The organism is Catenulispora subtropica, from assembly GCF_039531675.1.
Lineage (GTDB): Bacteria > Actinomycetota > Actinomycetes > Streptomycetales > Catenulisporaceae > Catenulispora > Catenulispora subtropica.
In genome coordinates, this window is sequence record NZ_BAAAQM010000006.1 from 121609 (window position 1) to 142382 (window position 20774).

23 protein-coding genes and 1 pseudogene are annotated in these 20774 nt (G+C 71.1%); 11 read left to right on the forward strand and 13 right to left on the reverse strand.

Translation table 11 applies throughout. The features are described 5' to 3' along the window. Positions 1–84: 84 nt before the first annotated feature. Positions 85–558 carry a hypothetical protein gene (locus tag ABD466_RS07885; RefSeq protein WP_344656289.1) on the forward strand — a complete coding sequence of 158 codons (474 nt, stop codon included), beginning with the start codon at positions 85–87 and terminating at the stop codon, positions 556–558. 64 nt (positions 559–622) lie between these two features. Here the strand turns inward: ABD466_RS07885 and ABD466_RS07890 are convergent, their stop codons facing one another. Beyond that, positions 623–931, reverse strand: a complete 309-nt coding sequence (locus tag ABD466_RS07890; protein ID WP_344656290.1) for an SHOCT domain-containing protein — start codon at positions 929–931, stop codon at positions 623–625. 137 nt (positions 932–1068) lie between these two features. Between ABD466_RS07890 and ABD466_RS07895 the strand changes: the two genes are divergently transcribed. Further along, the gene (locus tag ABD466_RS07895) at positions 1069–1506 is read left to right on the forward strand and encodes a DUF6325 family protein (protein WP_344656291.1); all 438 of its coding nucleotides are present in this window, start codon (positions 1069–1071) and stop codon (positions 1504–1506) included. Positions 1507–1596: 90 nt separating this feature from the next. Here ABD466_RS07895 and ABD466_RS07900 read toward each other — a convergent pair whose 3' ends face one another. Together ABD466_RS07900 and ABD466_RS07905 are read right to left on the reverse strand one after the other, a co-directional pair. Beyond that, complete coding sequence (locus ABD466_RS07900) at positions 1597–2250, reverse strand: hypothetical protein (protein WP_344656292.1); 654 nt, start codon at positions 2248–2250, stop codon at positions 1597–1599. After that, entirely contained in the window at positions 2247–2873 is a 627-nt protein-coding gene (locus ABD466_RS07905; protein ID WP_344656293.1) for an RNA polymerase sigma factor, read from the reverse strand. Before ABD466_RS07905 ends, ABD466_RS07900 begins: the two co-directional genes overlap by 4 nt. A gap of 166 nt (positions 2874–3039) precedes the next feature. On the opposite strand from ABD466_RS07905, the gene ABD466_RS07910 reads away from it, so the two are divergent. Then, a complete protein-coding gene (locus ABD466_RS07910) occupies positions 3040–4119 on the forward strand; it encodes a S1C family serine protease (protein ID WP_344656294.1) in 1080 nt (359 codons plus the stop codon). Positions 4120–4123: 4 nt separating this feature from the next. Here ABD466_RS07910 and ABD466_RS07915 read toward each other — a convergent pair whose 3' ends face one another. Next, positions 4124–4507 (reverse strand): cupin domain-containing protein, encoded by a 384-nt coding sequence (locus ABD466_RS07915; RefSeq protein ID WP_344656295.1) that lies wholly within the window; start codon positions 4505–4507, stop codon positions 4124–4126. Between the two features lie 60 nt (positions 4508–4567). Here ABD466_RS07915 and ABD466_RS07920 point away from each other — a divergent pair, with 60 nt between their 5' ends. After that, entirely contained in the window at positions 4568–5038 is a 471-nt protein-coding gene (locus tag ABD466_RS07920) for a MarR family winged helix-turn-helix transcriptional regulator (RefSeq protein WP_344656296.1), read from the forward strand. 67 nt (positions 5039–5105) lie between these two features. Here the strand turns inward: ABD466_RS07920 and ABD466_RS07925 are convergent, their stop codons facing one another. After that, the gene (locus ABD466_RS07925) at positions 5106–7745 is read right to left on the reverse strand and encodes an endo-beta-N-acetylglucosaminidase (RefSeq protein WP_344656297.1); all 2640 of its coding nucleotides are present in this window, start codon (positions 7743–7745) and stop codon (positions 5106–5108) included. 223 nt (positions 7746–7968) lie between these two features. On the opposite strand from ABD466_RS07925, the gene ABD466_RS07930 reads away from it, so the two are divergent. Further along, on the forward strand, positions 7969–8631 hold the full coding sequence (locus tag ABD466_RS07930) for a hypothetical protein (RefSeq protein WP_344656298.1): 663 nt from the start codon (positions 7969–7971) through the stop codon (positions 8629–8631). 32 nt (positions 8632–8663) lie between these two features. Here the strand turns inward: ABD466_RS07930 and ABD466_RS07935 are convergent, their stop codons facing one another. Next, positions 8664–9350, reverse strand: a complete 687-nt coding sequence (locus ABD466_RS07935; RefSeq protein ID WP_344656299.1) for a YoaK family protein — start codon at positions 9348–9350, stop codon at positions 8664–8666. A gap of 89 nt (positions 9351–9439) precedes the next feature. Between ABD466_RS07935 and ABD466_RS07940 the strand changes: the two genes are divergently transcribed. After that, a complete protein-coding gene (locus ABD466_RS07940) occupies positions 9440–9703 on the forward strand; it encodes a hypothetical protein (protein ID WP_344656300.1) in 264 nt (87 codons plus the stop codon). A gap of 46 nt (positions 9704–9749) precedes the next feature. Further along, on the forward strand, positions 9750–10664 hold the full coding sequence (locus tag ABD466_RS07945) for a DUF4389 domain-containing protein (protein ID WP_344656301.1): 915 nt from the start codon (positions 9750–9752) through the stop codon (positions 10662–10664). A 23-nt stretch (positions 10665–10687) separates the two neighbouring features. On the opposite strand, the gene ABD466_RS07950 is transcribed toward ABD466_RS07945, so the two are convergent. Continuing rightward, positions 10688–10879, reverse strand: coding sequence for a hypothetical protein (locus ABD466_RS07950; protein ID WP_344656302.1), 192 nt, complete (start codon positions 10877–10879; stop codon positions 10688–10690). Positions 10880–11008: 129 nt separating this feature from the next. Between ABD466_RS07950 and ABD466_RS07955 the strand changes: the two genes are divergently transcribed. Beyond that, positions 11009–11866 carry a helix-turn-helix domain-containing protein gene (locus ABD466_RS07955; RefSeq protein WP_344656303.1) on the forward strand — a complete coding sequence of 286 codons (858 nt, stop codon included), beginning with the start codon at positions 11009–11011 and terminating at the stop codon, positions 11864–11866. Here ABD466_RS07955 and ABD466_RS07960 read toward each other — a convergent pair. The 5 genes from ABD466_RS07960 to ABD466_RS07980 are packed head-to-tail and all read right to left on the reverse strand — an operon-like array spanning position 11838 to position 16799. Next, complete coding sequence (locus ABD466_RS07960; RefSeq protein ID WP_344656304.1) at positions 11838–12659, reverse strand: NAD-dependent epimerase/dehydratase family protein; 822 nt, start codon at positions 12657–12659, stop codon at positions 11838–11840. The genes ABD466_RS07955 and ABD466_RS07960 overlap by 29 nt on opposite strands. Positions 12660–12689: 30 nt before the next feature. Next, positions 12690–13670 (reverse strand): 5-dehydro-4-deoxyglucarate dehydratase, encoded by a 981-nt coding sequence (locus ABD466_RS07965; RefSeq protein WP_344656305.1) that lies wholly within the window; start codon positions 13668–13670, stop codon positions 12690–12692. Positions 13671–13678: 8 nt separating this feature from the next. After that, a complete protein-coding gene (locus ABD466_RS07970) occupies positions 13679–14512 on the reverse strand; it encodes a carbohydrate ABC transporter permease (RefSeq protein WP_344656306.1) in 834 nt (277 codons plus the stop codon). Beyond that, positions 14509–15408: a carbohydrate ABC transporter permease gene (locus tag ABD466_RS07975; RefSeq protein ID WP_344656307.1), complete on the reverse strand. Its 900-nt coding sequence runs from the start codon at positions 15406–15408 to the stop codon at positions 14509–14511. Before ABD466_RS07975 ends, ABD466_RS07970 begins: the two co-directional genes overlap by 4 nt. 38 nt (positions 15409–15446) lie before the next feature. Then, complete coding sequence (locus ABD466_RS07980) at positions 15447–16799, reverse strand: ABC transporter substrate-binding protein (protein ID WP_344656308.1); 1353 nt, start codon at positions 16797–16799, stop codon at positions 15447–15449. 220 nt (positions 16800–17019) lie between these two features. Here ABD466_RS07980 and ABD466_RS07985 point away from each other — a divergent pair, with 220 nt between their 5' ends. Together ABD466_RS07985 and ABD466_RS07990 are read left to right on the forward strand one after the other, a co-directional pair. After that, positions 17020–17817 (forward strand): IclR family transcriptional regulator, encoded by a 798-nt coding sequence (locus ABD466_RS07985; RefSeq protein ID WP_344656309.1) that lies wholly within the window; start codon positions 17020–17022, stop codon positions 17815–17817. Between the two features lie 280 nt (positions 17818–18097). Continuing rightward, positions 18098–19459: pseudogene (locus ABD466_RS07990) on the forward strand (sugar porter family MFS transporter); the annotation flags it as partial. Positions 19460–19471: 12 nt separating this feature from the next. Here the strand turns inward: ABD466_RS07990 and ABD466_RS07995 are convergent. Continuing rightward, positions 19472–20302, reverse strand: coding sequence for a helix-turn-helix domain-containing protein (locus ABD466_RS07995; protein WP_344656310.1), 831 nt, complete (start codon positions 20300–20302; stop codon positions 19472–19474). On the opposite strand from ABD466_RS07995, the gene ABD466_RS08000 reads away from it, so the two are divergent. Continuing rightward, complete coding sequence (locus tag ABD466_RS08000; RefSeq protein ID WP_425558578.1) at positions 20301–20765, forward strand: DUF2000 family protein; 465 nt, start codon at positions 20301–20303, stop codon at positions 20763–20765. The two genes, ABD466_RS07995 and ABD466_RS08000, sit on opposite strands and share 2 nt — an antisense overlap. Positions 20766–20774 lie beyond the last annotated feature (9 nt).

The following is a 20774-nucleotide window of genomic DNA, read 5'->3' on the forward strand; positions in this document are numbered from 1 at the left end:
CCCCGGATCGGGTTCCGGGTGCGGGGGACCCGTGGCCCCGCGGCGTTTGGGGGTAAGGGGTTGGGAGAACCGAAGGGCTTCCCCATGACGTTGCGTCGTTCCGTCCTCACCGCCGCGGTCGCCGGCGGACTGTCCGTCACGCTGCTCGCCGGGTGCAAGAGCTCCACGTCCGGGTCCGGCTCCGCGCCCGGGCCGGCGCCGACCGGCATCGGCGGGTCCGCGTCGAGCCTCGCCTCGAAGGCGCAGTCGGCCGCCTCGTCCGCGCTGTCCGAGATCAGCGGCGGCGTCCTGGCCGCCGGCGACGTGACGGCCGGGCCCGTCGTCATCGACGCCGACGGGCATGCCGCGTCGCAGCTCACGGTCGAGAACAAGACCGACGCCGACCACGACTACACGGTCTCGGTGATCTTCGACGACTCCGGCGGCGGGTTGCAGGACGTGGTGGTGGTCAACGTTTCGGGGGTCCCGGGACACGGGGAGGCGCGCGCCACCGCGAAGAGCAACCGGAAGCTGTCGGGGTCGCTGACGGCGAAGGTGTCGGCGGCCGTGCGGCACTGAAGGCCCGTGGACAGCGAAGCGCGAGCGGCCCGGACGGGACCGCTCGCGCTTGACTGGGGGTGGGTCAGAGACCGAGGACCTTCGCCTTCGCCGCCGCGAACTCCTCGTCGGTGAGCACGCCCTGCTGCTTGAGCGCGGCCAGCCGCTCCAACTCGGCGATGTTGTCGGAGCCGGACGCTTCCGGGGCCGCCGGCGGCGCGGCCTGCTGCTGCTGCTCGTATGCGGCCTCCTGCTCAGCCTGGGCCGAGCGCTCATCCTGGCGGCGCCGCACCCGGCCGGAGACGGCGGTCGCCGTCCCTGCCACCACCGCCGTACGGGCGGCCGCGCCGACCAGCCCGGGGCCCCGGCGGACCCTGGCACGTCCGATAACCATGGGAAGCTCCTTCGTCTCGCGCTCCCCCCTGCTCTGTCACCGTAGATCGCCCCCGTTCGGCCCGCACGCGCTGCGCGCGCCACCCGACCCGGCGATGGTGGGAGGGCAGCCCCCGGACACAGACGAGGAGCATCGGGATGGCACTGGATTCGACGGACATCGGGCCGGTCCAATACGCCGTGGTCGCGTTCCCGGACGGGACGCTGAGCAAGGACCTCGCCCCGGCGCTCGCGGACGTCGTCGGGAGCGGCGCGGTGCGGATCATCGACCTGGCCTTCGTGCAGAGCGGCCCCGACGGCATGCCGCACTACATGGAGGTGGACACCGTCCCCGCGGACCTGAAGGCGGCCCTGGACCGGGTCGAGGGCGAGGCCCTCGGACTGCTCAGCGAGGACGATCTGAAGGACCTGGCGATGTCGTTGCCGCCCGGGTCCGCGGGGCTGTTCGTGGTCTGGGAGTCGTTGTGGGCCAAGCGGCTGGCCGGCGCGCTGCGGGACTCCGGGGGCGAACTGGCCGCGATGGAGCTGATCCCGCACGACGTGGTGGTCGCGGCGGTCGACGCCCTCGGCGGGTGAAGAGGACGGGCGCCGGAGGCGCCCCGGGTCGATGTCGAGTACCGACCCGGGGCGCCTTTCGTCACCGGCCTATCGCGGGCTGACCATGTGCTACTTCTTCTGGGTCAGTCCCGGCACGTCGCCGTGGCCGCCGGTGCCGTCCCGGTCAACCTTGCCGCCCTGGCCGTCGGTCACGACACCGCCGGGCGGCGGAGCCGTGGGCAGGCTGACGCAGGTGGGGACCTGGCCCTTGACCGGCACCATGGCCGTGGTGGCCTTGTCGTGGTCGAAGCTGTAGACCACCAGGGCGGTCTCGTCGTTCGGCAGGCCCGAGGCGGAGACCGTGATGGAGTTCGGGTCGCCGCCCTTGACCATGACGTCGACCAGGGCGTGGCCGTCGTTGCCGGGGGCGCGGAAGGTGTCGATCGACGGGCAGCCGGGCTTGGCCTCGACGACGGCCACGCGGGAGCCCATCTTCTTCAGCTGGTCGTTGGCGCCGGCGATGCCGCTGGGCTTGGTGACCTTGACGGTGAGCGTGCCGTCGTGGTTGTCGGTCACGGCGTAGGCCGAGGCCGTGCCGCCGAAGACGGTGAAGCCGAGGGCCGCGGCGGTGGCCGCCGCGACGGTGCCGGCGGACGCCCACGCCGGGCGGGCGAACCGGCGGCGGGCCGCGACCGGCGCGGACGCCGCGACCGGACGGGCCGTCAGCGCGTCCCCGTGCTCGTCCATCAGGTTCTCGAACAGGTGGTCGGCGAACTTGGTCATGGCGTTTCCTCCAGTTCCGGGCGCTCGTGCGCCCTGCGAAGTCGGGCTCGGGCGCGCATCAGCCGCATGCGCACCGCGCCCGGGGAGATGCCGAGCACTCCCGCCGCCTCCTTGGCCTTCAACCCCGCGAGGTCGACGAGCTCCACCGCCTGGCGGTCCAGGGCCGGCAGCCGGGTCAGCTCGCCGACCAGGCGCCGGCCGACGCGCTCGGCGTCGATGCGGTCGAGGAGTTCCTCGACGTGGTCCGCGGCCAGCTCGCGGCGTCCGGCCAGGCGGGCCGTGCGCTCACGCTGCCGGCTGTACGCGTCGCAGTGCTCGGCGAACACCCGGCGGGCGATGCCGAACACCCAGGCGCGCTCGGTGCCGCGGCGGGGGTCGAAGGAGGTGTAGGAGGTGATCGCCTCGACGAAGGTGTCCGCGGTCAGGTCGGCGACCGTCTGCGGATCGGTGCTGCGCCGGGCGAAGTAGGCGGTCACCGCGTCGATCTGGGACCGGTACAGGTGCTCGAAACCGACGGCCGGGTCGTGGCCCGCCGGAGGCCGTCGGGGCTCCGGCGGGTGCGCTGGTTCGTTCCGGATCCGGATCCGAGGCTGCTGTCGTGGCTGCGTCGTCGTCTCGCTCACGCCTGTTGGTTGCCGACTGCGCCGGATTGTGTCACAGCCGCCGGTCGCGGCGCGGTTCACACGTCCGGCGCCATCGGCGTTTGCGCCGATCCCGGGCGGTGCATGCCCACCGGTGGGCCCGCCCCCGAGCCCGCCCCGTGCCCGCCCCCGACGCAGCGAGGTCCCGTTGAACCAGCGCCCGATCCGCCCCGTCCGGCGCGCGGCCGCCGTGGCGGCGTCTCTGCTCGTGCTGGCCGCGGCCGGCTGCGGCGACGGGAAGTCGAAGCCCTCGTCGTCGCCGGCCGCGTCGTCCTCGCCGGCGGCCGCGAGCCCGACGGCGGTCACGGATCTGCAGTCGGTCTACGAGCGGGTGGTCACCGACGTGCTGCCCTCGGTGGTGCAGATCAGTACCTCCTCCGGGCTGGGCTCCGGCGTGGTCTACGACGGCAAGGGCGACATCATCACCAACGCGCACGTCGTCGGCACCGCGACCCAGTTCACGGTCACCCAGCCGACCGGCGGCACGCCGCTGAGCGCCTCGCTGGTCGGGTCCTACCCGACGGGGGACATCGCGGTGATCCGGGCCGGCGGCGGCACCCTGAAGGCGGCGAAGTTCGGCGACTCCGCCAAGCTCCAGGTCGGGCAGATCGTGATGGCCATGGGCAGCCCGCTCGGCCTGACCGGCACCGTCACCCAGGGCATCGTCTCGGCGCTGGGCCGCACGGTGACCTCCAAGGACTCCTCCGGCGGAAGCATCATCACCGTCGGCGACGCCATCCAGACCTCGGCGGCGATCAACAACGGCAACAGCGGCGGCGCGCTGGTGGACCTGACCAGCCAGGTGGTGGGGATCCCCTCGGCCGCGGCGCTCAACCCCGAGCTCGGCGACAGCGCGGCTCCCGGCATCGGGTTCGCGATCCCCTCCGCGACCGCGACCCGGATCGCCGACCAGCTGATCGCCAACGGCAAGGTCACCGACTCCGGCCGCGCCGCGCTCGGGGTCAAGGTGGTCGGCGTGGTCGACCGGTCCGGGACGCCCATCGGCGTGGGCATCGCGGAGGTGGAAGCGAACAGCCCGGCCTCGAAGGCCGGGCTGAAGGTGGGCGACGTCATCACCGCGGTCAACGGCGCGCCGACGCCGGACCCGACGACGCTGTCCCAGGTGCTGGTGACGCTCAAGCCCGGACAGCAGGTCAAGGTCGACTACACGACGCCGGACGGCACGAAGCAGAGCACGACCGTGACGCTCGGGACGCTGGCCGGCTGACGGGTCACACGGTCCACGGCGGCACCATGCCCTCGCCCTCACGGGGCGAGGGCCAGGCGCGGACCCCGGCCGGCGAGGTGACGATCGCGCTGAAGCCGCTCTCCGGGTCCCCCACCACGCGGCGCTCGGCCTCGCCGGGCAGCACGACGGTGTCGCCGGCGCGGACCTGGAACGACTCGCCCGCGCACTCCACGTCGGCGGCGCCCGCGGTGAAGGTCCAGATCTGCTCCACGTTGATCACGTGCAGCGGCCCGGCCGGGGCCCCGGGGGCGACGTCGACGCGCCACAGCGGACGCTCGGCGCCGCCCAGAGTCGGCGAGGCCAAGGTGGTCATGGTGGCGGACGCGGTCTCGGCGGTCCGGGCGTCGGCGGTGCGGATGACAGGCATGAACGGCTCCCCTATGATCGACAACACGGTTGTCCTAACTAGACAATGAGGTTGTCGATCGTGTCAAGTGCACTTCCCCCGCAGGGCTCGGACCTGCCCCTTCTGCTGCTGCTCGGGTTCCGGGCATTGGTCGACGACCTCCACGCCGAGCTCGCCGCGGCCGGCCACCCGGACATCCGCACCCTGCACGGCATCACCTTCAAGGCGATCGGCGACGGCATCACCGCCTCCGCCCTGGGCCGCCGCCTCGGCGTGTCCAAACAGGCCGCCGGCAAGACCATCGAAGGGCTCGAACGCGACGGCTACGTCGAGCGCGTGCCCGACCCCGAGGACGCCCGCAGCAAGATCATCCGCCTCACCGCGCGCGGCCGGGAGGTGCAGCAGCTGGCCTTCCGGATCATGGGCGCGCAGCGGGCGCGCTGGGCCGAGCGGCTCGGCGAGGACCAGGTGGCGGCGCTGGAGGGCGCGCTGCGGGCCATCACCGCCGATCAGGAGATGCGGTTCGACATCCCGGGATGGTTCAACGCGTAGCCGGCCACGCGAAGGGAGCCGGCCGCGTGTCGAGCCCCATTCCACAGCGACACGCGACCGGCCGTCATCAGGTCCCGAGCACTCGCAGCTCGTAGACGCGGGTGGCCCGGTCGCTGGTCTGCGTCGGCTTCGTGACGGTGAGCCGCACATACCGCGCCGTGACCGCCGTGACGGGGTGAGTGGTCGCGCCCGCCGTGTTACCGGTGACGGTGACCACAGTCTGCCAATGGCTGTCGTCCGCCGACACCGCAATCGAGAAATCGCGGGTGTTGTAGGAGACTGATTCTCCGCCCGCGGAGGCGTGCGCGATCTCGAAGCCGCTGATGGTGTGCGCCGCGCCGAGATCGACCTGGAGCCAGGACGGCGAGATCAGCGAACAGAACTTGTCGGACAGGCCGCCGCTGACGCTGCCGTTGACCGCTTTGGGCGGCGTCTCGTTGCCGTTGGCGGACGCGGTGCCGGTCGCGGGCTTGTTCAGGGCGAGGTTCACCGGCGTGCCGCCCCCTCCGCCGGTCCAGGTGAGAACGGCGGTCGCGGCCGGGCCCTCGTCCCCGGCCGGGGAGACCGGGACCACCTGGACCGTCGTGGTCGTCTCACCGCCGACCTGGTCGATCTCGGCGACGTAGAAGACGTCGTCGTAGGTGCGGCCGAGGGCTTCGACCGAGCCGTCGGGGCGGAGGCGGCGGATGTCGTAGTACCAGACTCCTGTCGGTGCCAGGGTCCAGGACAGCAGCATCTCGGCGGCAGTGCCGTCGGCATAGGAGGCGTCGATGGCGAAGGCGGTCGGAGCCGTGGGGGTCGGGACGGTGCCGTCGAGGAACGCCAGCTCGCCGATGTTCACCGCGTAGGTGGTGGTGGAGGGGGCGGCGAAGCGCAGGCTGATCGCGGCGATGGTGCGGCCGGAGTAAGGGCTCAGCGACACGGTTTCGGTGTTCCAGCCGCTGCTGTAGGTTGCGCCGATCGGGAGCCAGGTGGTCTGGCTCGGTGTGTCAGCGAACACCAGGCCGATACTGAGGCCGAGGTTCGTTCCGGAGCCGCTCCCGCCGGCGTCGGCGTTGTAGCGGATGCGGGTGGTCGTGGCCGTACTGGCCGTGAGGTCGGTCTTGAACAACCGGATCACGCTGGTGTCTCCGGCGTTCTGAGCGCCGGTGACCTTCAGCGAGGCGCCGCCGTCCCAGGCGGTGGTGAGGTCGTAGTCGACGGTGAGCGGTGCCGAGGAGCCGGTGGCGGTGACCCACCACTGCCACGTGGGGAGGATGTCCGCGACGCCGGCGTCGGCCCACTGGCCGGTGCTGATCTGCGCGCCGCCACGCCAGACGCCGAAACCCTTGCCGGTGTTGAAGCGGGTGACGAAGGGGAAGGCGCCGATGACCGAACGCTCGACGATGTAATGCGCGACGCCGTCCCAGACCTGGTAGGTGTCGTAAGGCGTGCCGGTGTCGGAGCTCGACGGCGGCCGGACGCGACCGGTGCGAGTGGGGTCGCCGTTGGGGCCGGACCAGAAGTAGCGCTCCTTGGCGTAGCGGTCGGCCTGGTTCGCGGGAACGGTCAGGTCCACACCGGGCGGGCACAGGATGTTGGTGGTGCCGCCGAAGATGCCCCAGCTGTTCTGCGCGGTGCCGCCCTCCGGGAAGTTGCCACGCGGGTCGTAGCCGTACTGGACGAAGCCGCGGCCCTGGCACTCGGTACCGACGTAGACGGCGGCGTAGGGATCGAGGCCGAGGCTCTGGGCGTAGGCGCGGGAGTTCGAGGCGGCGGTGGCGTTCCAGGCGTAGTTCACGAACATGCTGTGGCAGACCGGGGTCGTGCCGTTGCGGACCCAGGGAGCGTTCGCCGAGTCGAAGGTGTTCTGGTAGCTGAGGGTGCCGCTGGGGAGCATCGCGTCGTAGTACTGGACGTGGAAACCGGACGGCGCCTTGGCGCGCAGGTACGTGAACATCGCCATGAGGCCGGCGGCGTCGGTGGCGGAGACCGTGGCCTCCTGGTTGATGAAGTAGCCGTCGAAGCCGAAGTAGGCGGCCATCGCGAGGAGCTGGTCGGCGACCGGGAACGTGCCGTCCGGGTTCTTGACGACGAGCTGCGAGAAGGTGTCGCCGCGCGGCCAGAACCAGCAGCCGAGGGACTTGGCTCCGTTGCGGTGGGCGACGTCGGTCCACGCCGGGTTCGGGATGTTGACGACGCCGTAGGTGGCGTTGCCGTCCAGGGTGGAGTCGGCGGTGATGAGGCCGTGCCAGGAGGCGTAGATGTCGGTGTACTGCCAGAAGCGGCTGGTGCGCAGGGTGACGTCGCCCTGGTGGCGCAGGCCGCGGTAGGCCATCTTGCCGAGGTAGTCGTCGGACAGGTCCAGCACCTGCGGGCCGTAGGCGAGGGCGGGGTTCGCCTGCGTGGCGGCGAAGACCGGGATGCGGGGCGCCAGCGGAACGCGGGAGCGGAAGTACTTCGCGTAGGGGTCGGTGGCGGGACTCCAGGAGGCGAGGTCCTTGGCCAGGTAGCCGTGCATCCACGGCTCGTGCGGGGTCACGGTCAGACCGGCCGGATCGGTGGTCGAACCGGGTGGCGATGAAGCGTTTTTGGTCTTGGTGGCGGCTGCGGCGGCGGTGTCCTGGGCGCGCAGTTGCAGTAAGCCACTGAGACCGATGGCGGCTCCGGCAGCACCGGCGCCGCGCAGGACGGTTCTTCTACTCGGCTGGACGTGGTCGATTCCCATGATCCTCCCTGGCGAGTGACGAGACCGGGCATAAAGCGATTCAGTCAGTCGGCTAGCGGTGAATGTCTCACCGTGTCAGGGGTCGGTCAATGGTCGGCCAAGCGTTCGGCCACAGCTCGATCAAGTGGCCGCTCCACGGATCGGTCGACGGGTCACCGAGTGCTGTAAGCTCTCCCGGCGCTCGGGATGGGGCGCAGGGGGCTCTTTCGGTGGGGGGAAGATCATGTTGGGGGTTCTGCCGTGCTCTGATCCGGCATGCCGCACGGTGGCGGGCATCCCGCCGAGCCTGCTGCCGTCCAGGCTGAGGATCGTGGTGCAGGCCTCCGGCACACCACTGGGTGAGGACCCGCTCACCGCGGACTTCCACCCGGACCTGGTCGCAGCACTGGTGGTGAAGGGACAGCAGGACGAGGCCCTGGTCCTCACCCGCCACCTGGCCGCCACCTGGCCGGTCCCCCCGGCGCGCCTATGGGACGACGCCCTGGACGCCCTCGGTGTGGAACCCCTGAACGTCCAGGGCTTCCACCTCTCCACCGCCAACGCCCCGGCCTTCGCCGTCAACGGCCAGGGCTGGCCCGGCGCCGCGCACGTCTTCCGCTTGGACCGCGCCCTCGGCCGCCCGCTGCCGAACGGCGCCCTGGTGACGCTGACGAACGACAACGCCTTCGTGACGCTGCCGCTGGAGTCGAACGCGACACTGCGCGCCACCGCCGCGTTGTGGGAGCTGAACGGAGCGCTGGCGCGGGACACGCCGCGGGCGCTGCCGCCGCGGTTGTTGTGGGTGCGAGGGTGGACGGTGCATGACTTGCGGGCGGGGGTGGTCGGCGGGGAGTTCTCGTTCGAGATGCCCGTGGAGATGCAGAGTGTTGTGGCGGGGTTGGCCTGAATGTCGGTCGGTGTGGGCTGACAGCCGCCGGATCAGCAACCAGCCCGCGCCACCCCGCCCGCGATCACCAGCAACCCGACCGCCAACCCGAGCGCCGCAGAAACACCCACGTGCAGCACCAGCACCCCGCCCGCCAACGCCCCGACGAACATGCACACCAACGAGATCACCCGCCGCCACGTCGCCTTCCCCAGCGGATCAGCAGCCAGCCCCGTCACCGTCATCGTCAGCACCGTGGTCGTGAGATCCGGCACGGCCAGCTTCCGCACCACCGCGTTCTGCACCCCGAAGCCGAACGCGAGGATCGCCGTCAGCTGCGCGTGCGTCGACGTCTTCGCATCGTCCTCGAACGCCGCGATCAGCAGCGCGACCGTCACGAACGCGGCGTGCGCCCCCACCGCCGCCGACAAGCGCCGCCGATCGTCCCCCGCGGAACGCCGTCCCAGCCGGGTCTCGGTCCAGGCACCTGCCGCGAAGCAGCCGGCAGCCAGGATCGGCGCCCAGACCGTCAGGCCCTTGGCTCCCGCCACGGCGAAGCCGAGGAAGACCACGTTGCCCGTCATGTTCGCGACGAAGATGTGCCCCAGGGCCAGGTAGCTGACCGCGTCGACGGTGCCGGTGACCAGGGTGGCGACGATCAGGGCCGCGGGGAGGGTGTTGTATTCGGCGGCGCCGTCGTCGTAGAGGCGGTCGGACAGGCGCAGCAGGGCAGCTTTCATTGGGATGATTAGACCAGACGCCTGGCATCCGGCTCCCCGGTCGGAGGCTTGGGTCGTTCACGGGGCGCGGAGCCGGGTATGGGCCGGTTGTGACGAAAGGAACGGACAGCTTCGCCTTCCCGTCCGGTGGGACGGTCGTCGAGCTCGCCTCCAGTGCCGAGTGCCCGCCGGAGATCCGGGAGCGGGCCCTGCGGGCGCTGGCGGCGCGGGCCCGGGACGCCGAGGACGCGCGGCACCTGATGGAAGCGCTGGGTCTGGTGGAGACGCCGCCGCGGGTGCGGCCGACGCGGCGGCGTGGGCGCGCCGTCATCCGTTCGGTCCGTACCACGGGTGAGGACGCGGAGCCGGAGTGATCATGGGGCGGTAGCGCCTGCCGCACGCCGAGCCCCAGGAGGCACCATGAGCGACCAGCTGCCGCCGGCTCCCCCGCCGCCGCCGGACTCGCCGAACCAGCCGCCGTACGGCCAGCCACCCTACGGGCAGCCGGGCAATCCGTACGGCCAGCAGCCCGGATACCCGCGGTACCCGGGCGGCGGCGACCCGTACGCCGGCATGCGGATCGAGCCGCAGCTGCAGCTGGACGTGCACGGGCTGCGCGACCAGAAGCGCTGGACCGTGCTGATCCGTCTCATCCTGGCGATCCCGCAGCTGATCATCGCCTACTTCCTGATGGTGGCCGGCTTCTTCGTGATCATCGTCGGCTGGTTCGCGGCGCTGTTCACCGGGAGGCTGCCGGAGGGGATCCGCGACTTCCTGATCGGCGTCCTGAGGTACCAGGTCCGGGTGCACGGCTATGTGCTGCTGCTGGTGGACGAGTACCCGCCGTTCATGTTCTTCGACGCGCCCGGCTACCCGATCCAGATCGAGGTGCCGGCGGCGACCGCGCTGAATCCGGCCGCGGTGCTGTTCCGCATCATCCTGATGATCCCCGCCTGGGTCCTCAGCGTGATCGTGATGGAGGGCTGGGGCGTCATCGCGTTCTTCGTCTGGGTGATCATGCTGTTCAAGGGCCGGCAGCCGGAGCCGGTGTTCGGCGCGACCAGCGCCGCGCTGCGCTTCGAGACGCGCTTCCTCGGCTACGCCGGGATGCTGACGCCGACCTATCCGAAGGGGCTGTTCGGCGAGGTGCCCGGGGCCGCCGAGCGGGTCTCGCCCACGCGTCCGCTGCTGCTGAGCAGCGGAGCGCGCGTGCTGCTGATCATCATGATCGTGCTCGGCGCGATCGCGTGGATCTGGAGCGGTTCCTGGAACAACGGCTCCTGGAACATGAACGACTCCCAGGGGCCCGCGCACTCGGTGTCGCAGCCCCGGTAGTGCTCCCCAGCCGCCCGGCCCGGTCAGGAGTGCATACGCCGGTAGAGCTCGCCGAGCAGGCCGCCGACCAGGCCGGCCAGCACGACGAGCTCGATCGCGGAGCCGGCCAGGCTGTCCCGGTACCACGCCCGCATCCGCTGGGCGGTGCCGACCGCCGCCCGCCCCGCCAACGCGACGGCGACCGCCGCCCCGATGCCCGCGATGACCACCATCATGGCCGCCTCCCGTCCCACGTCGCGGAACCCGTGCCATCCAGGTAACCGCGCGGCGTCGGCGGAGACCAGGAAGGTGCGGAGGAAGTTGCGCGGACGATTAGCCGCACGTCACGCGGGCAGACTGCCGCTGTGGAAGAGGGGGACGGCCACTCCGGGTTCGCCGAGGCGGTCCGGGCGTGGCGCCAGCGCCGGGGCTGGACGCAGGAGGAGCTGTCGCACGCCAGCGGTCTGAGCACGCGGGCGATCCGCAGCCTGGAGCGCGGCCGGACGCTGAGCCCGCGGCGGACCACGGTGCAGATGCTCGCGGACGCGCTGCAGGTTCCGAAGGCCCGGCTGATGGGGACGATGCGCCGGGCGACGGCCGACGGCGACCCGGAGTCGGAGACGGTGCCCGGCGGCGAAGGCGCGGTCGGGGCTCCCCGGGAACTGCCGCCCGATCTCGCCGACGCGACGTTGGACGCGCGCGAGGTGGTGGCCGCGCTCGTCGCGCCGCCGAGCGAGCCGTATCGGGGCGTGGTGGTGACCATCGAGGATCCGCACGCCTCGGAGCTGGCGATCCGTGCCGCGCACCAGGTTTCAGCGAAGTTCCCCGATGGTCAGCTCTATGCCCGCCTCGTTGGCACGCCGGCCATCCCGCCCGCCGCGATCCTCCGCAGGTTCCTGCGTTCCCTGGACGCGGCCGAGCGGCCCGGCGACACCTCGCCGTTCGCGACCGACGAGCTCGCTGCGGCGTTCCGCAGCGAGCTGGCCGGGCGCCGGATCCTGGTGGTGCTGGACGGCGCCCGGTCCGAGTCCGGTTCTCCTCTGACGGCCGGTTCTCCTCTGACAGCCGGTTCCTCTCTGACAGCGGGTTCTTCTCTGACGGCGCAGATCAGGCCGCTGATCCCGGCCGACGCGAACTGCGCGCTACTCGTGGCGTACGCGACGGAGCTCCAGGCGGATCTCCAGCCCCCGGCCCTCAGTCCTCCGGCGGCACGAAGGTCGTGAACCTCCCGCCGAGATACTTGTACTCGGGGTCCTCAGGGTCGGGAAGGTCGGTGGCGGCGGCCTCGACCTGCGCGGCGAACACGTCCGAGTCGTCCTGCGGCTCGAAGCCGAGGCGGCGTGCCGGCTCCATGTCCCACCACGCGGTCTTGTTCGCGGACACGCCGTAGACGATCTCGTAACGCAGGTCGGGTGCCGTGGCCAGGGCGTGGAACAACCGCACCCCGTCGGCAGGGCTCAGCCACGTGTCGAGCATCCGGCGGGAACGCGGCTCCGCGAAGCAGGACCCGATGCGGACGCAGGCGACCCGCAGACCGTGGCGGTCGGCGTAGAAGGAACCGATCGCCTCCATGAACACCTTGGAGACGCCGTAGAACGTGTCCGGGCGGGGACGGACGTCGACGCCGATCGGGGCGTCGCGGAAGTCCGCCCGCTCGTAGTAGCCCACCGCGTGGTTGCTGCTCGCGGCGAGCACCCGAGGCACCCCGTTGCGGACGGCGGCGTCGAAGACCTGGTAGGTGCCGTCGATGTTGGTCTTCAGGATGCGCTCGAAGCGGTCCTCGACCGGGATGCCCGCCAGGTGGATGACCACGTCGACGTCCTGCATCGCCTCGTCCAGGGCCGCGGGGTCGCCGACGTCGCCGGTCCGCCACTCCACCGGGCCCGGATCGGGCGGGGTCACCAGGTCGAAGCCCCGTACGGTCCAGCCCTGTTCCGGCAGCCCGGTGCGCAGGAACGTGCCCACTCCCCCGGCGGCTCCCGTTATGAGGATCCTGCCGTGCTCGCTCTCAGCCATGTGCTGTCCCGCCCCTTCCACGACGCGCGGTCATACCGCCGGGCCGATCCCGTGTTCGACCAGTACCCGGCGGCCCTCGACCACCAACTCCGCCAGCCGCTCGACGTGCTCCGGAGCCGGTTCCGTCAGCGGCGGGCGCACCGGTCCGGCGTCCAGCCCGTCCAGGCGGACGCCGGTCTTCACCAGCGACACCGCATAGCCGGGGGCCTTGTGGCGGAGCTCGACCAACGGCCGGTAGAAGCGGTCCAGCAGCGCCGTGACCAGCGCGGAGTCGTCGTCGCGGTAGGCGTGGTAGAAGGCCAGCGCGATGTCGGGCGCGAAGCAGAACACCGCCGACGAGTAGCCCGGGACGCCGACGCCGCGGTAGGCCAGCTGCGACATCTCGGCGGTGGGCAGGCCGTTGAGGTAGAGCAGCGCGCCCTCGCCGTGCCGGTCCCGGACCGCCGAGACGATGCGCTGCATCAGGTCCAGGTCGCCCTTGCCGTCCTTGAAGCCGACGATGTTCGGCACCGCCGCCAGCTCGGCCACCACCTCCGGGGTGAAGGTGACGTTGTCCCGCTGGTAGATGATCAGGTCCAGGTCGGTGTTCTCGGCCACCGCGGCGTAGTGGTCGCGGAGCCCCGCCGCTCCCCCGGCCACCAGGTAGGGCGGCATCACCAGCAGCCCGTCGGCGCCGGCCTCCTTGGCCGCGGCGGCGAACGGGGCGGCCAGCGCGGCCCCGTAGCCGATGCCCGCCACCACCGGCACCCGGCCGGCCGCGGCCTCGGCGGCGACCCGGACGCAGTCGGCGTACTCGTCCAGGTCCAGGGAGAAGAACTCCCCGGTGCCGCAGCACGCGAACACCGCCGCCGGCCCCGGCCGCTCGGGCGCGTCGAGGAACGCCAGCCGCGAGCCGAGGTGCTCGCGGTAGGCGGCCAGGTCGACGCGTCCGGCGCGGTCGCCCGCGCCGCGCGCGAAGGGGGTGACGGGGAAGTACAGCAGCCCGTCCAGTCGCTCCACCAGTGATTGCATCAGTTCCCTTATCCCTTGAGCGAACCGCTGAGCAGGCCGCGTTCGAACAGTCTCTGCAAAGCCAGGTAGACCAGCACGCCGGGCACCGCCAGGATCAGCACGGCGGCCAGCCGCACCCCCTCGCCCTGTTCCTGCGACGCCTGCAGGCTGGTGACGACCACGGTCAGGGTGTCCATCTTCGGCGTCTGCGACACCAGCAGTGGCAGCAGGTACTGGTCCCAGATCATCAGGAACCCGAACACCGCGCAGGTCCCCAGTGCCGGCCGGCACACCGGCAGCACGATCCGCCAGAAGATCCGGAAGTCGCCCGCGCCGTCGATGCGCGCGGCCTCCTCCAGCTCCATCGGAACCCGCTTCATGAACCCGGTCAGCACGTAGACCGGCAGCGCCCAGCCGACCAGCGGCAGGATGAGCCCGCCGTAGGAGTTCACCAGCGAGCCGCCGGTGAACGGCTGGTGGATCTTGCCCAGCACCTGGAACAGCGGGATCGCGATCACCTCCTCCGGCATCATCATCGTGGCCAGGATCGCCAGCATGACCAGGCCCGCGCCCGTGAACCGCTTACGGGCCAGGGCGTAGGCGGCCAGCGAGGACACCGCCAGCTGGAGGGTCAGCCCGACCGCCACCACGATCAACGAGTTGACCAGGCCCCGGGCAACGCCGAGGTGCCACGCCTGCGCGACGTTGGCGCCGGTGAACCCGTGCGGCACGGTCATCAGTTCGCCCAGGCGGGCCTGCCGCTTCGAGAACACGGTCGCGACCAGCGTCCACAGCGGGTAGACGAACACGAACAGGACCAGGGCGTAGAGCAGCCACACGCCCGTTCTGGTACGAGCCCTCATGTCTCCTCGCGCCTCCGCCACAGCAGCATCAGGCAGGTCAGCACGACGGTGACGACCAGCAGCGCGGTGCCGAGCGCGGCGGCGTAGCCGGTGTCGTCGTTCTGGCTGAACTGCCGGTACAGATAGGTCACCACCGACTCCGACGACCCGGCCGGGCCGCCGTTGGTGGCCACCCAGATGTCGGTGAACACGCGCAGCCCCCGGATGACACCCAGCACGAGCACGATCGTGGTGATCGGCCGCAGCGAGGGCAGGGTCACGTACCGGAGCCGCTGCCACCGGGTGGCTCCGTCGATCTGGCAGGCCTCGTACATCTCCCGGTCGATCGAGGCCAGGCCGGCGACGAAGATCACCATGTCGTAGGGCGCGTGCTTCCAGACCTGCATCGCGATCACCGAGACCAGCGAGGAGTGCGGGCTGGAGAAGAACGGCTCCGGCCCGATGCCCACGCGGCCGAGCATCGAGTTCACGGCGCCGTAGCGGGACGGATAGAGCAGCGTGGTCCACAGCTCGGCCGCGGCGACCATCGCGATCACCGTCGGGAGGAACACGGCCGTCCGCAGGATCCGGACGTGGCGCGCGGGGCCCTGCAACAACAGGGCCAGGCCGAAGCCGACGAGGATGGACCCGGCGACCGCGAGGAAGGCGTCGAACACCGTATGGACGACGGCCGAGCGCAGATCCGGGTCGGAGAAGAGCTTGTTGTAGTTGTCCGTACCGACGTACTCGTTGCCCAGATACGGCCGCACGTGGAAGAAGCTCAGGTAGACGCCCCAGATCAGCGGCCACATCTTGAACACGCCGATGAACAGCAACAGCGGCGCCAGGTAGAGCCACGGCCCCAGGCGGCGCAACAGCGGTTTCGCGGGCGCCGACCTGTGGCGGCGGACGGTCACGTCCCCATCCGCCGCCACAGGGCTCCGTGTTCCGACGGTCATCCCACGCCCTGCTGCTTCAGAAGCGCCGAGACGTCGGAGTTCATGCCGTCCAGCGCCGCCTTCGGGTCCCCGCAGGAGGACAGCAGCTTGTTGAGGTCGTCGGACATCTTCTGCCGCAGCTGGGTCCAGTTCGGGGCGTTGTCGTACTCGTAGTGGCCGGAGGTGGTGTAGACCTGCTGCGCCAGCTGCCAGCGGGAGTCGCCGGCGTGCGCCTGGGCCGCGTCGACGCTCTTGTTCACCGGCAGGCGGACGATGGTCGCGGTCGGGACCGCGGTCATGCCGAGCTTCTGGGCCTCGGCGGTGACCATGAACTCCTCGAGCTTGGTCACCTCGTCCTGCTTGCTGTCGGCCATGGTGAAGATGTCGGTGCCCTCGGCGAGGGTGCCGGCGGTGCCGGTCGGCCCGGTGGGCGGCGCGACGGCGGTGTACTTGCCCTTGACCGCGGTGGCGTCCATGGTCGCGTAGGCGTAGGGCCCGGTCAGGTACATGCCGGCGACACCGGTCTGGAAGGCCTTGTTGGTGGCGGTGGTGTCGTCCCCGAGGGCCGAGGGCTGCACGTCCTTGTTCGTGCACACCTGGTCCTCCAGGAACTTCGCGGACGACACCGCCTGCGGCGAGTTCAGGGTCGCGGTGAACTTGCCGCCGCCGGCCTTGAGGAAGTCGCCGCCGGCCGAGTACAGGAACGAGGACCAGAACCAGGAGGTGTAGCCGCGGGAGGTGGAACCGGGGACGGCCAGCCCGTAGGTGTCGTTCTTGCCGTCGCCGTCAGGGTCCTGGGTGGTGAACGCCTGGGCCACCTTGGCCAGGTCGTCCCACGTCTTCGGCGGCTGCAGGCCCAGCTTGTCCAGCCAGTCCTGGCGCACGAGCAGCACGTTCGCCTGGGCCGAGAAGGGCACGGCGTAAGTCTGTCCCTTGAGGTCGGCGGCGGAGGCCCACGCCTGGTCGGTGAGCTGGTCGGCGCCGGTGAACGTGCTCTTGTCGACCGGCAGCACGATGCCCTGGGAGACGAAGTTTCCCAGCTGCGCGGCGTCGTCGAGGACCATGTCGGGGAGCTGGTGGGCGGACGCCGCGGCGGTGAGGGCGGTCTCGAAGTCGGTGAGCGTGGCCTTGCCGATCGAGACCTTGATCCCGGTCTGGGCGGTGAAGGCGTCGAAGATCTTCTGGTAGGCCTTCGGCGAGTCGCCCGCCCCCCGGATCCAGACGTTCAGCGTTCCGGTGGCCTTCGCGTTCTTCGAGGTGGCCGCTCCGGAGGACTTGCTGGAACCGCACGCGGTACCGGACGCCAGCAGCGCCACGGCCGCGAGCGCGGCGGCGGCGGATCTGGCCGTTCTGGGTGTCGCTGTTCGCATGAGGGCCTCGGCTTCAACGAGTTTCACATATGTGAACGAAGACAGATGAGTGAACGTGCTCGGCTGCTGGAACGGTAGTGGCGGCGCCCCATGCGGTCAAGGGGAAGGGGATCCGCCGGTGCCGAAGGCCTGTGCTTCAGATATGTGAACAACTTCCATATACCTGAAAGTCGCCACAGACGGTAATGTGAGGCCCCAGACCTGTCGACGAAGGGGCCTCATGGCGGACACCGACACTGCGATCCAGACGACGACGGACGCCGCGGGCGTGAAGTCGGCCCGGAGGGCCGTGGAGCTGCTGGAGGCGTTCGGCGCCAACCACGCCTGGCTGTCGCTGACCGACCTGCACCACCACACCGGCATCCCGCGCTCGTCGCTGCACGGACTGCTGCGCACGCTGCGCGACGTGGGCTGGATCGAGTCCGACGACGCCGGCACCCGGTTCCGGCTGGGGGTGCGGGCCCTGATCTGCGGGACCGCGTACCTGGACCGCGACCCGGTGATGCCGTACGCCACCGACGCCCTGGAACGCCTGCGCGACCAGGTCGGCTACACCTGCCACTACGCTCGGCTCAACGGCGCGGACATCGTCTATCTCCAGACCCGCGAGTCGCGCACCTCGGCGCACCTGGTCTCCCGGGTCGGCCGCACGCTGCCGGCCCACGCCACCGCCCTGGGCAAGGTCCTGCTCGCCGAACTCGCCGACGACGAGCTGACCGCGGTGCTCCCCAAGCACCTCACGGCCCTGACCGACCTGACCATCACCGACCGCGAGGCGCTGCGCTCGGAGCTGGCGTTCATCCGCGAGCGCGGGTACGCCACGGAGCGCGGGCAGAGCTCCGCGGACGTGGCCTGCGTCGCCGCGGTGGTGCCGTTCCGCATCCCCGGCACCGACGCGATGAGCTGCTCGATGCCGGCCGACCGGGTCACCGACGCCGAGCTGCAGCGAGTCGGCTCCCTGCTGCGGGAGGTGGCTGAGGACTTGAGCCAACAGCTGCGGCGGGCCGGGATCCGCTGACACACGGACGCACCGACGCGCGAACGCACTGACGCACTGACGCACCGAGCCGGCGTGCTGCCGAACTCAAGCCACTGAGTTACCGAGCCACTGAGCGCGTTTCTGAAACAAGCCTCTGATCTGGCCGTCTCGCGGAGGCGGCCGATCGGCGCGCCTTGGTGCCCCGACCAGGGTGCGGCCGTTTCCGATGATGTTCATGTATGTGAACGGCATCCATGTTACTGAATCGTTACGGGATGCCACCTTGTCAGGGTCCTTGGCCGGTGCCACGGTCTCCGCCATGGCGACTTCCGCGTCCCCCGCAGCTCCGGCCGCCCGCAGGCCGGTGAACCGCGCGACCCTTTACACGTTCGGAGCTTTCGGCGGCATCCTGTTCGGCTACGACCTGGGGGTCATCGCCGGGGTGCTGGTGCTGCTGGCGAAGCAGTGGCAGCTGTCCGCGTTCCAGAAAGGCGTGATCACCGCCAGCCTGTCAGTCGGCGCCATGGCCGGCGCGATGCTGGCCGGGCGGCTGTGCAACCTGATCGGGCGCAAGCGGACCATCATGCTGGCGGCGAGTGTGGTCATCGTCGGCACCCTCGGGTGTGCGCTGGCCGGGAGCTGGCCGGTGATGATGGCGACCCGCGGCGTGATCGGCATCGGGGTCGGGCTGTCCTCCGCGACCGTGCCGACCTACCTGGCCGAGCTGGCGCCGGCGCGGACCCGCGGGGCGCTGGGCTCGCTGAACCAGCTGTTCATCGTGACCGGCATCCTGATCGCGTTCCTCGTGGACTACGCGCTGAGCGGCCACGACAACTGGAAGGGGATGTTCCTCGGGGCCCTGATCCCCGCGGCCATCCTGCTGGCCGGGCTGGCCGTGCTCCCGGAGACGCCGCGCTGGCTGCTGAGCAAGGGACGGGACGCCGAGGCCCGGGCGGTCCTGGCCGCGGCGCGGCCCGGCGCCGGCGCGGACGCCCTGGACACCGAGATCGGCGAGATCCGCGACATCATCCGCCGCGACACCGAGGAGCGGGGGCGCATCAGGGACCTGTGGCAGCCGTGGGTGCGGCCGATGGTGGTCGTGGCGCTGATCCTGGCGATCGGACAGCAGTTCTCCGGCGTCAACGCGATCAACGCCTACTTCCCGACCATGCTGAAGTCGCTGGGCTTCGCGACGCGCACCGCGCTGCTGTCGGCGGTCGTGCTCGGCGTGGTGAAGTTCCTGTTCACGGTGTGGGAGCTGTTCGTCGTCGACCGCTGGGGCCGCAAGCCGCTGCTGACCATCGGCGCGGCGGTCATGGTGGTCTCGCTGTTCGCGGCGGGCCTGGTCATCAAGAACGTGCACGACAAGGACACCCTGGGGACTCTGACCCTGATCTTCCTGATCCTGTACCTGGCCGGATACGAGCTCGGCTGGGGCGCCACGGTGTGGGTGATGATCGGCGAGATCTTCCCGCTGCGGGCCCGCGCCGCCGGGACCGGGCTGGCCACCACCGTGCTGTGGTCCGCCACCGGCATCGTGACCGCGGTGTTCCCGACCATGTCCGCGAAGAACCACCTCGGCATCGGCGGCGCGATGTGGGTGTTCGCCGGGGTCAACGTGGTGCTGTTGCTCCTGGCCCGGTTCTTCATCCCGGAGACCAAGGGCCGCAGCCTGGAACAGATCGAGCGCGACCTACGGCACGGCGAGCCGGGCGGAGCCGCGGGGGGCCCGGCCGTCGCCGGCGTACCGGCCGGGGCTGACCCCGACGACTCGCTTGAAGTGCCGGGCGAGGTGGGACTGATCCCAGAATCCTGAGGCCGTCGCCGCCTCCGCCGGCGGCATCCCGGCCAGCAGCAGGCCCCGCGCCAGGTCGACGCGTCGCGACGTCAGATACCGGTGCGGGGCCATGCCGTATTCGCGGGTGAAGCTGCGGATCAGGTGCGCGGGGTGGAAGTGCAGCTCCTCGGCCGCCGCCTCCAGGCCGACGCCGTCGACGATCCGCGCGTCGATCAGGTCCCTGAGAAGACGCGCGGCGGTCGGGGACGGCGTCTCGGACGGCGTGGTCACGGCCGGGGCCAGCCGCTCGCGGAGGCGCTCACGGACCAGCGTGAGGCGGCTCTCGGCTTCCAGCTCCTCCCCCGGCAGGCGCAGGGCGCCGTGCAGCTGGTGGATCCGCTGCCGCAGCAGGGGATCCACGAACGCCGGATGGTCGACGGCCGCGCCGATCAGGTCCAGGCCGAGACTGTCCCGCTCCAGGTACAGCACCCGTTTGCGGAAGCCGTCGGGGTTCCCGGGGTCCGCCGAGCGGCCGTTGTGCGGCACGTCCGGCGGCAACAGCGTCACCACGCCGGTCGGTGCGCCGTGCTCGTGCCGGTCCAGGTCGTAGCGCACGGCGCCGTCGTCGACGATGAGCAGGGTCCAGGTGGCGTGCGCGTGCATCGGGTAGACGTGCTCGGTGAAGTGCGCGTGGAAGACCTCCGCGACACCCGGCACCGGCGGCCGCCAAGCCGTGACCCGCTCCATGTCAGGAATGTACAAGACGGGCGTCGCCGCAGGTCGGGATGCTCGGCATATGGAAAAGTTCGAAACCAAGATCGCCGTGGTGCTGCGGGACGACCTCGCGGTGTGGCAGCGCTTGAACGTCACCGCGTTCCTGGTGAGCGGCATCGGCGCCGCGCGTCCCGAGGTGATCGGCGAGCCGTACGAAGACGGCGACGGGCAGCGCTACCTGCGGGAGTTCCGCCAGCCGGTGATGGTGTTCGAGGGCGGCAAGGAGACGCTGGCCTCGGCGCGCGCCAAGGCCCTGACCCGCGGGCTGGACGTGGCGGTGTTCACCGCGGACATGTTCGCGACCGGCAACGACGCGGACAACCGCGCGGCGGTGCGCGCGGTGCTCGGCGCCGACCTCGACCTGGTCGGGATCGCGGTGTACGGCGCCAAGAACGCGGTCGACAAGGCCCTCAAGGGTGCCGCGAAGCACCCGTAGCGGCGCGGG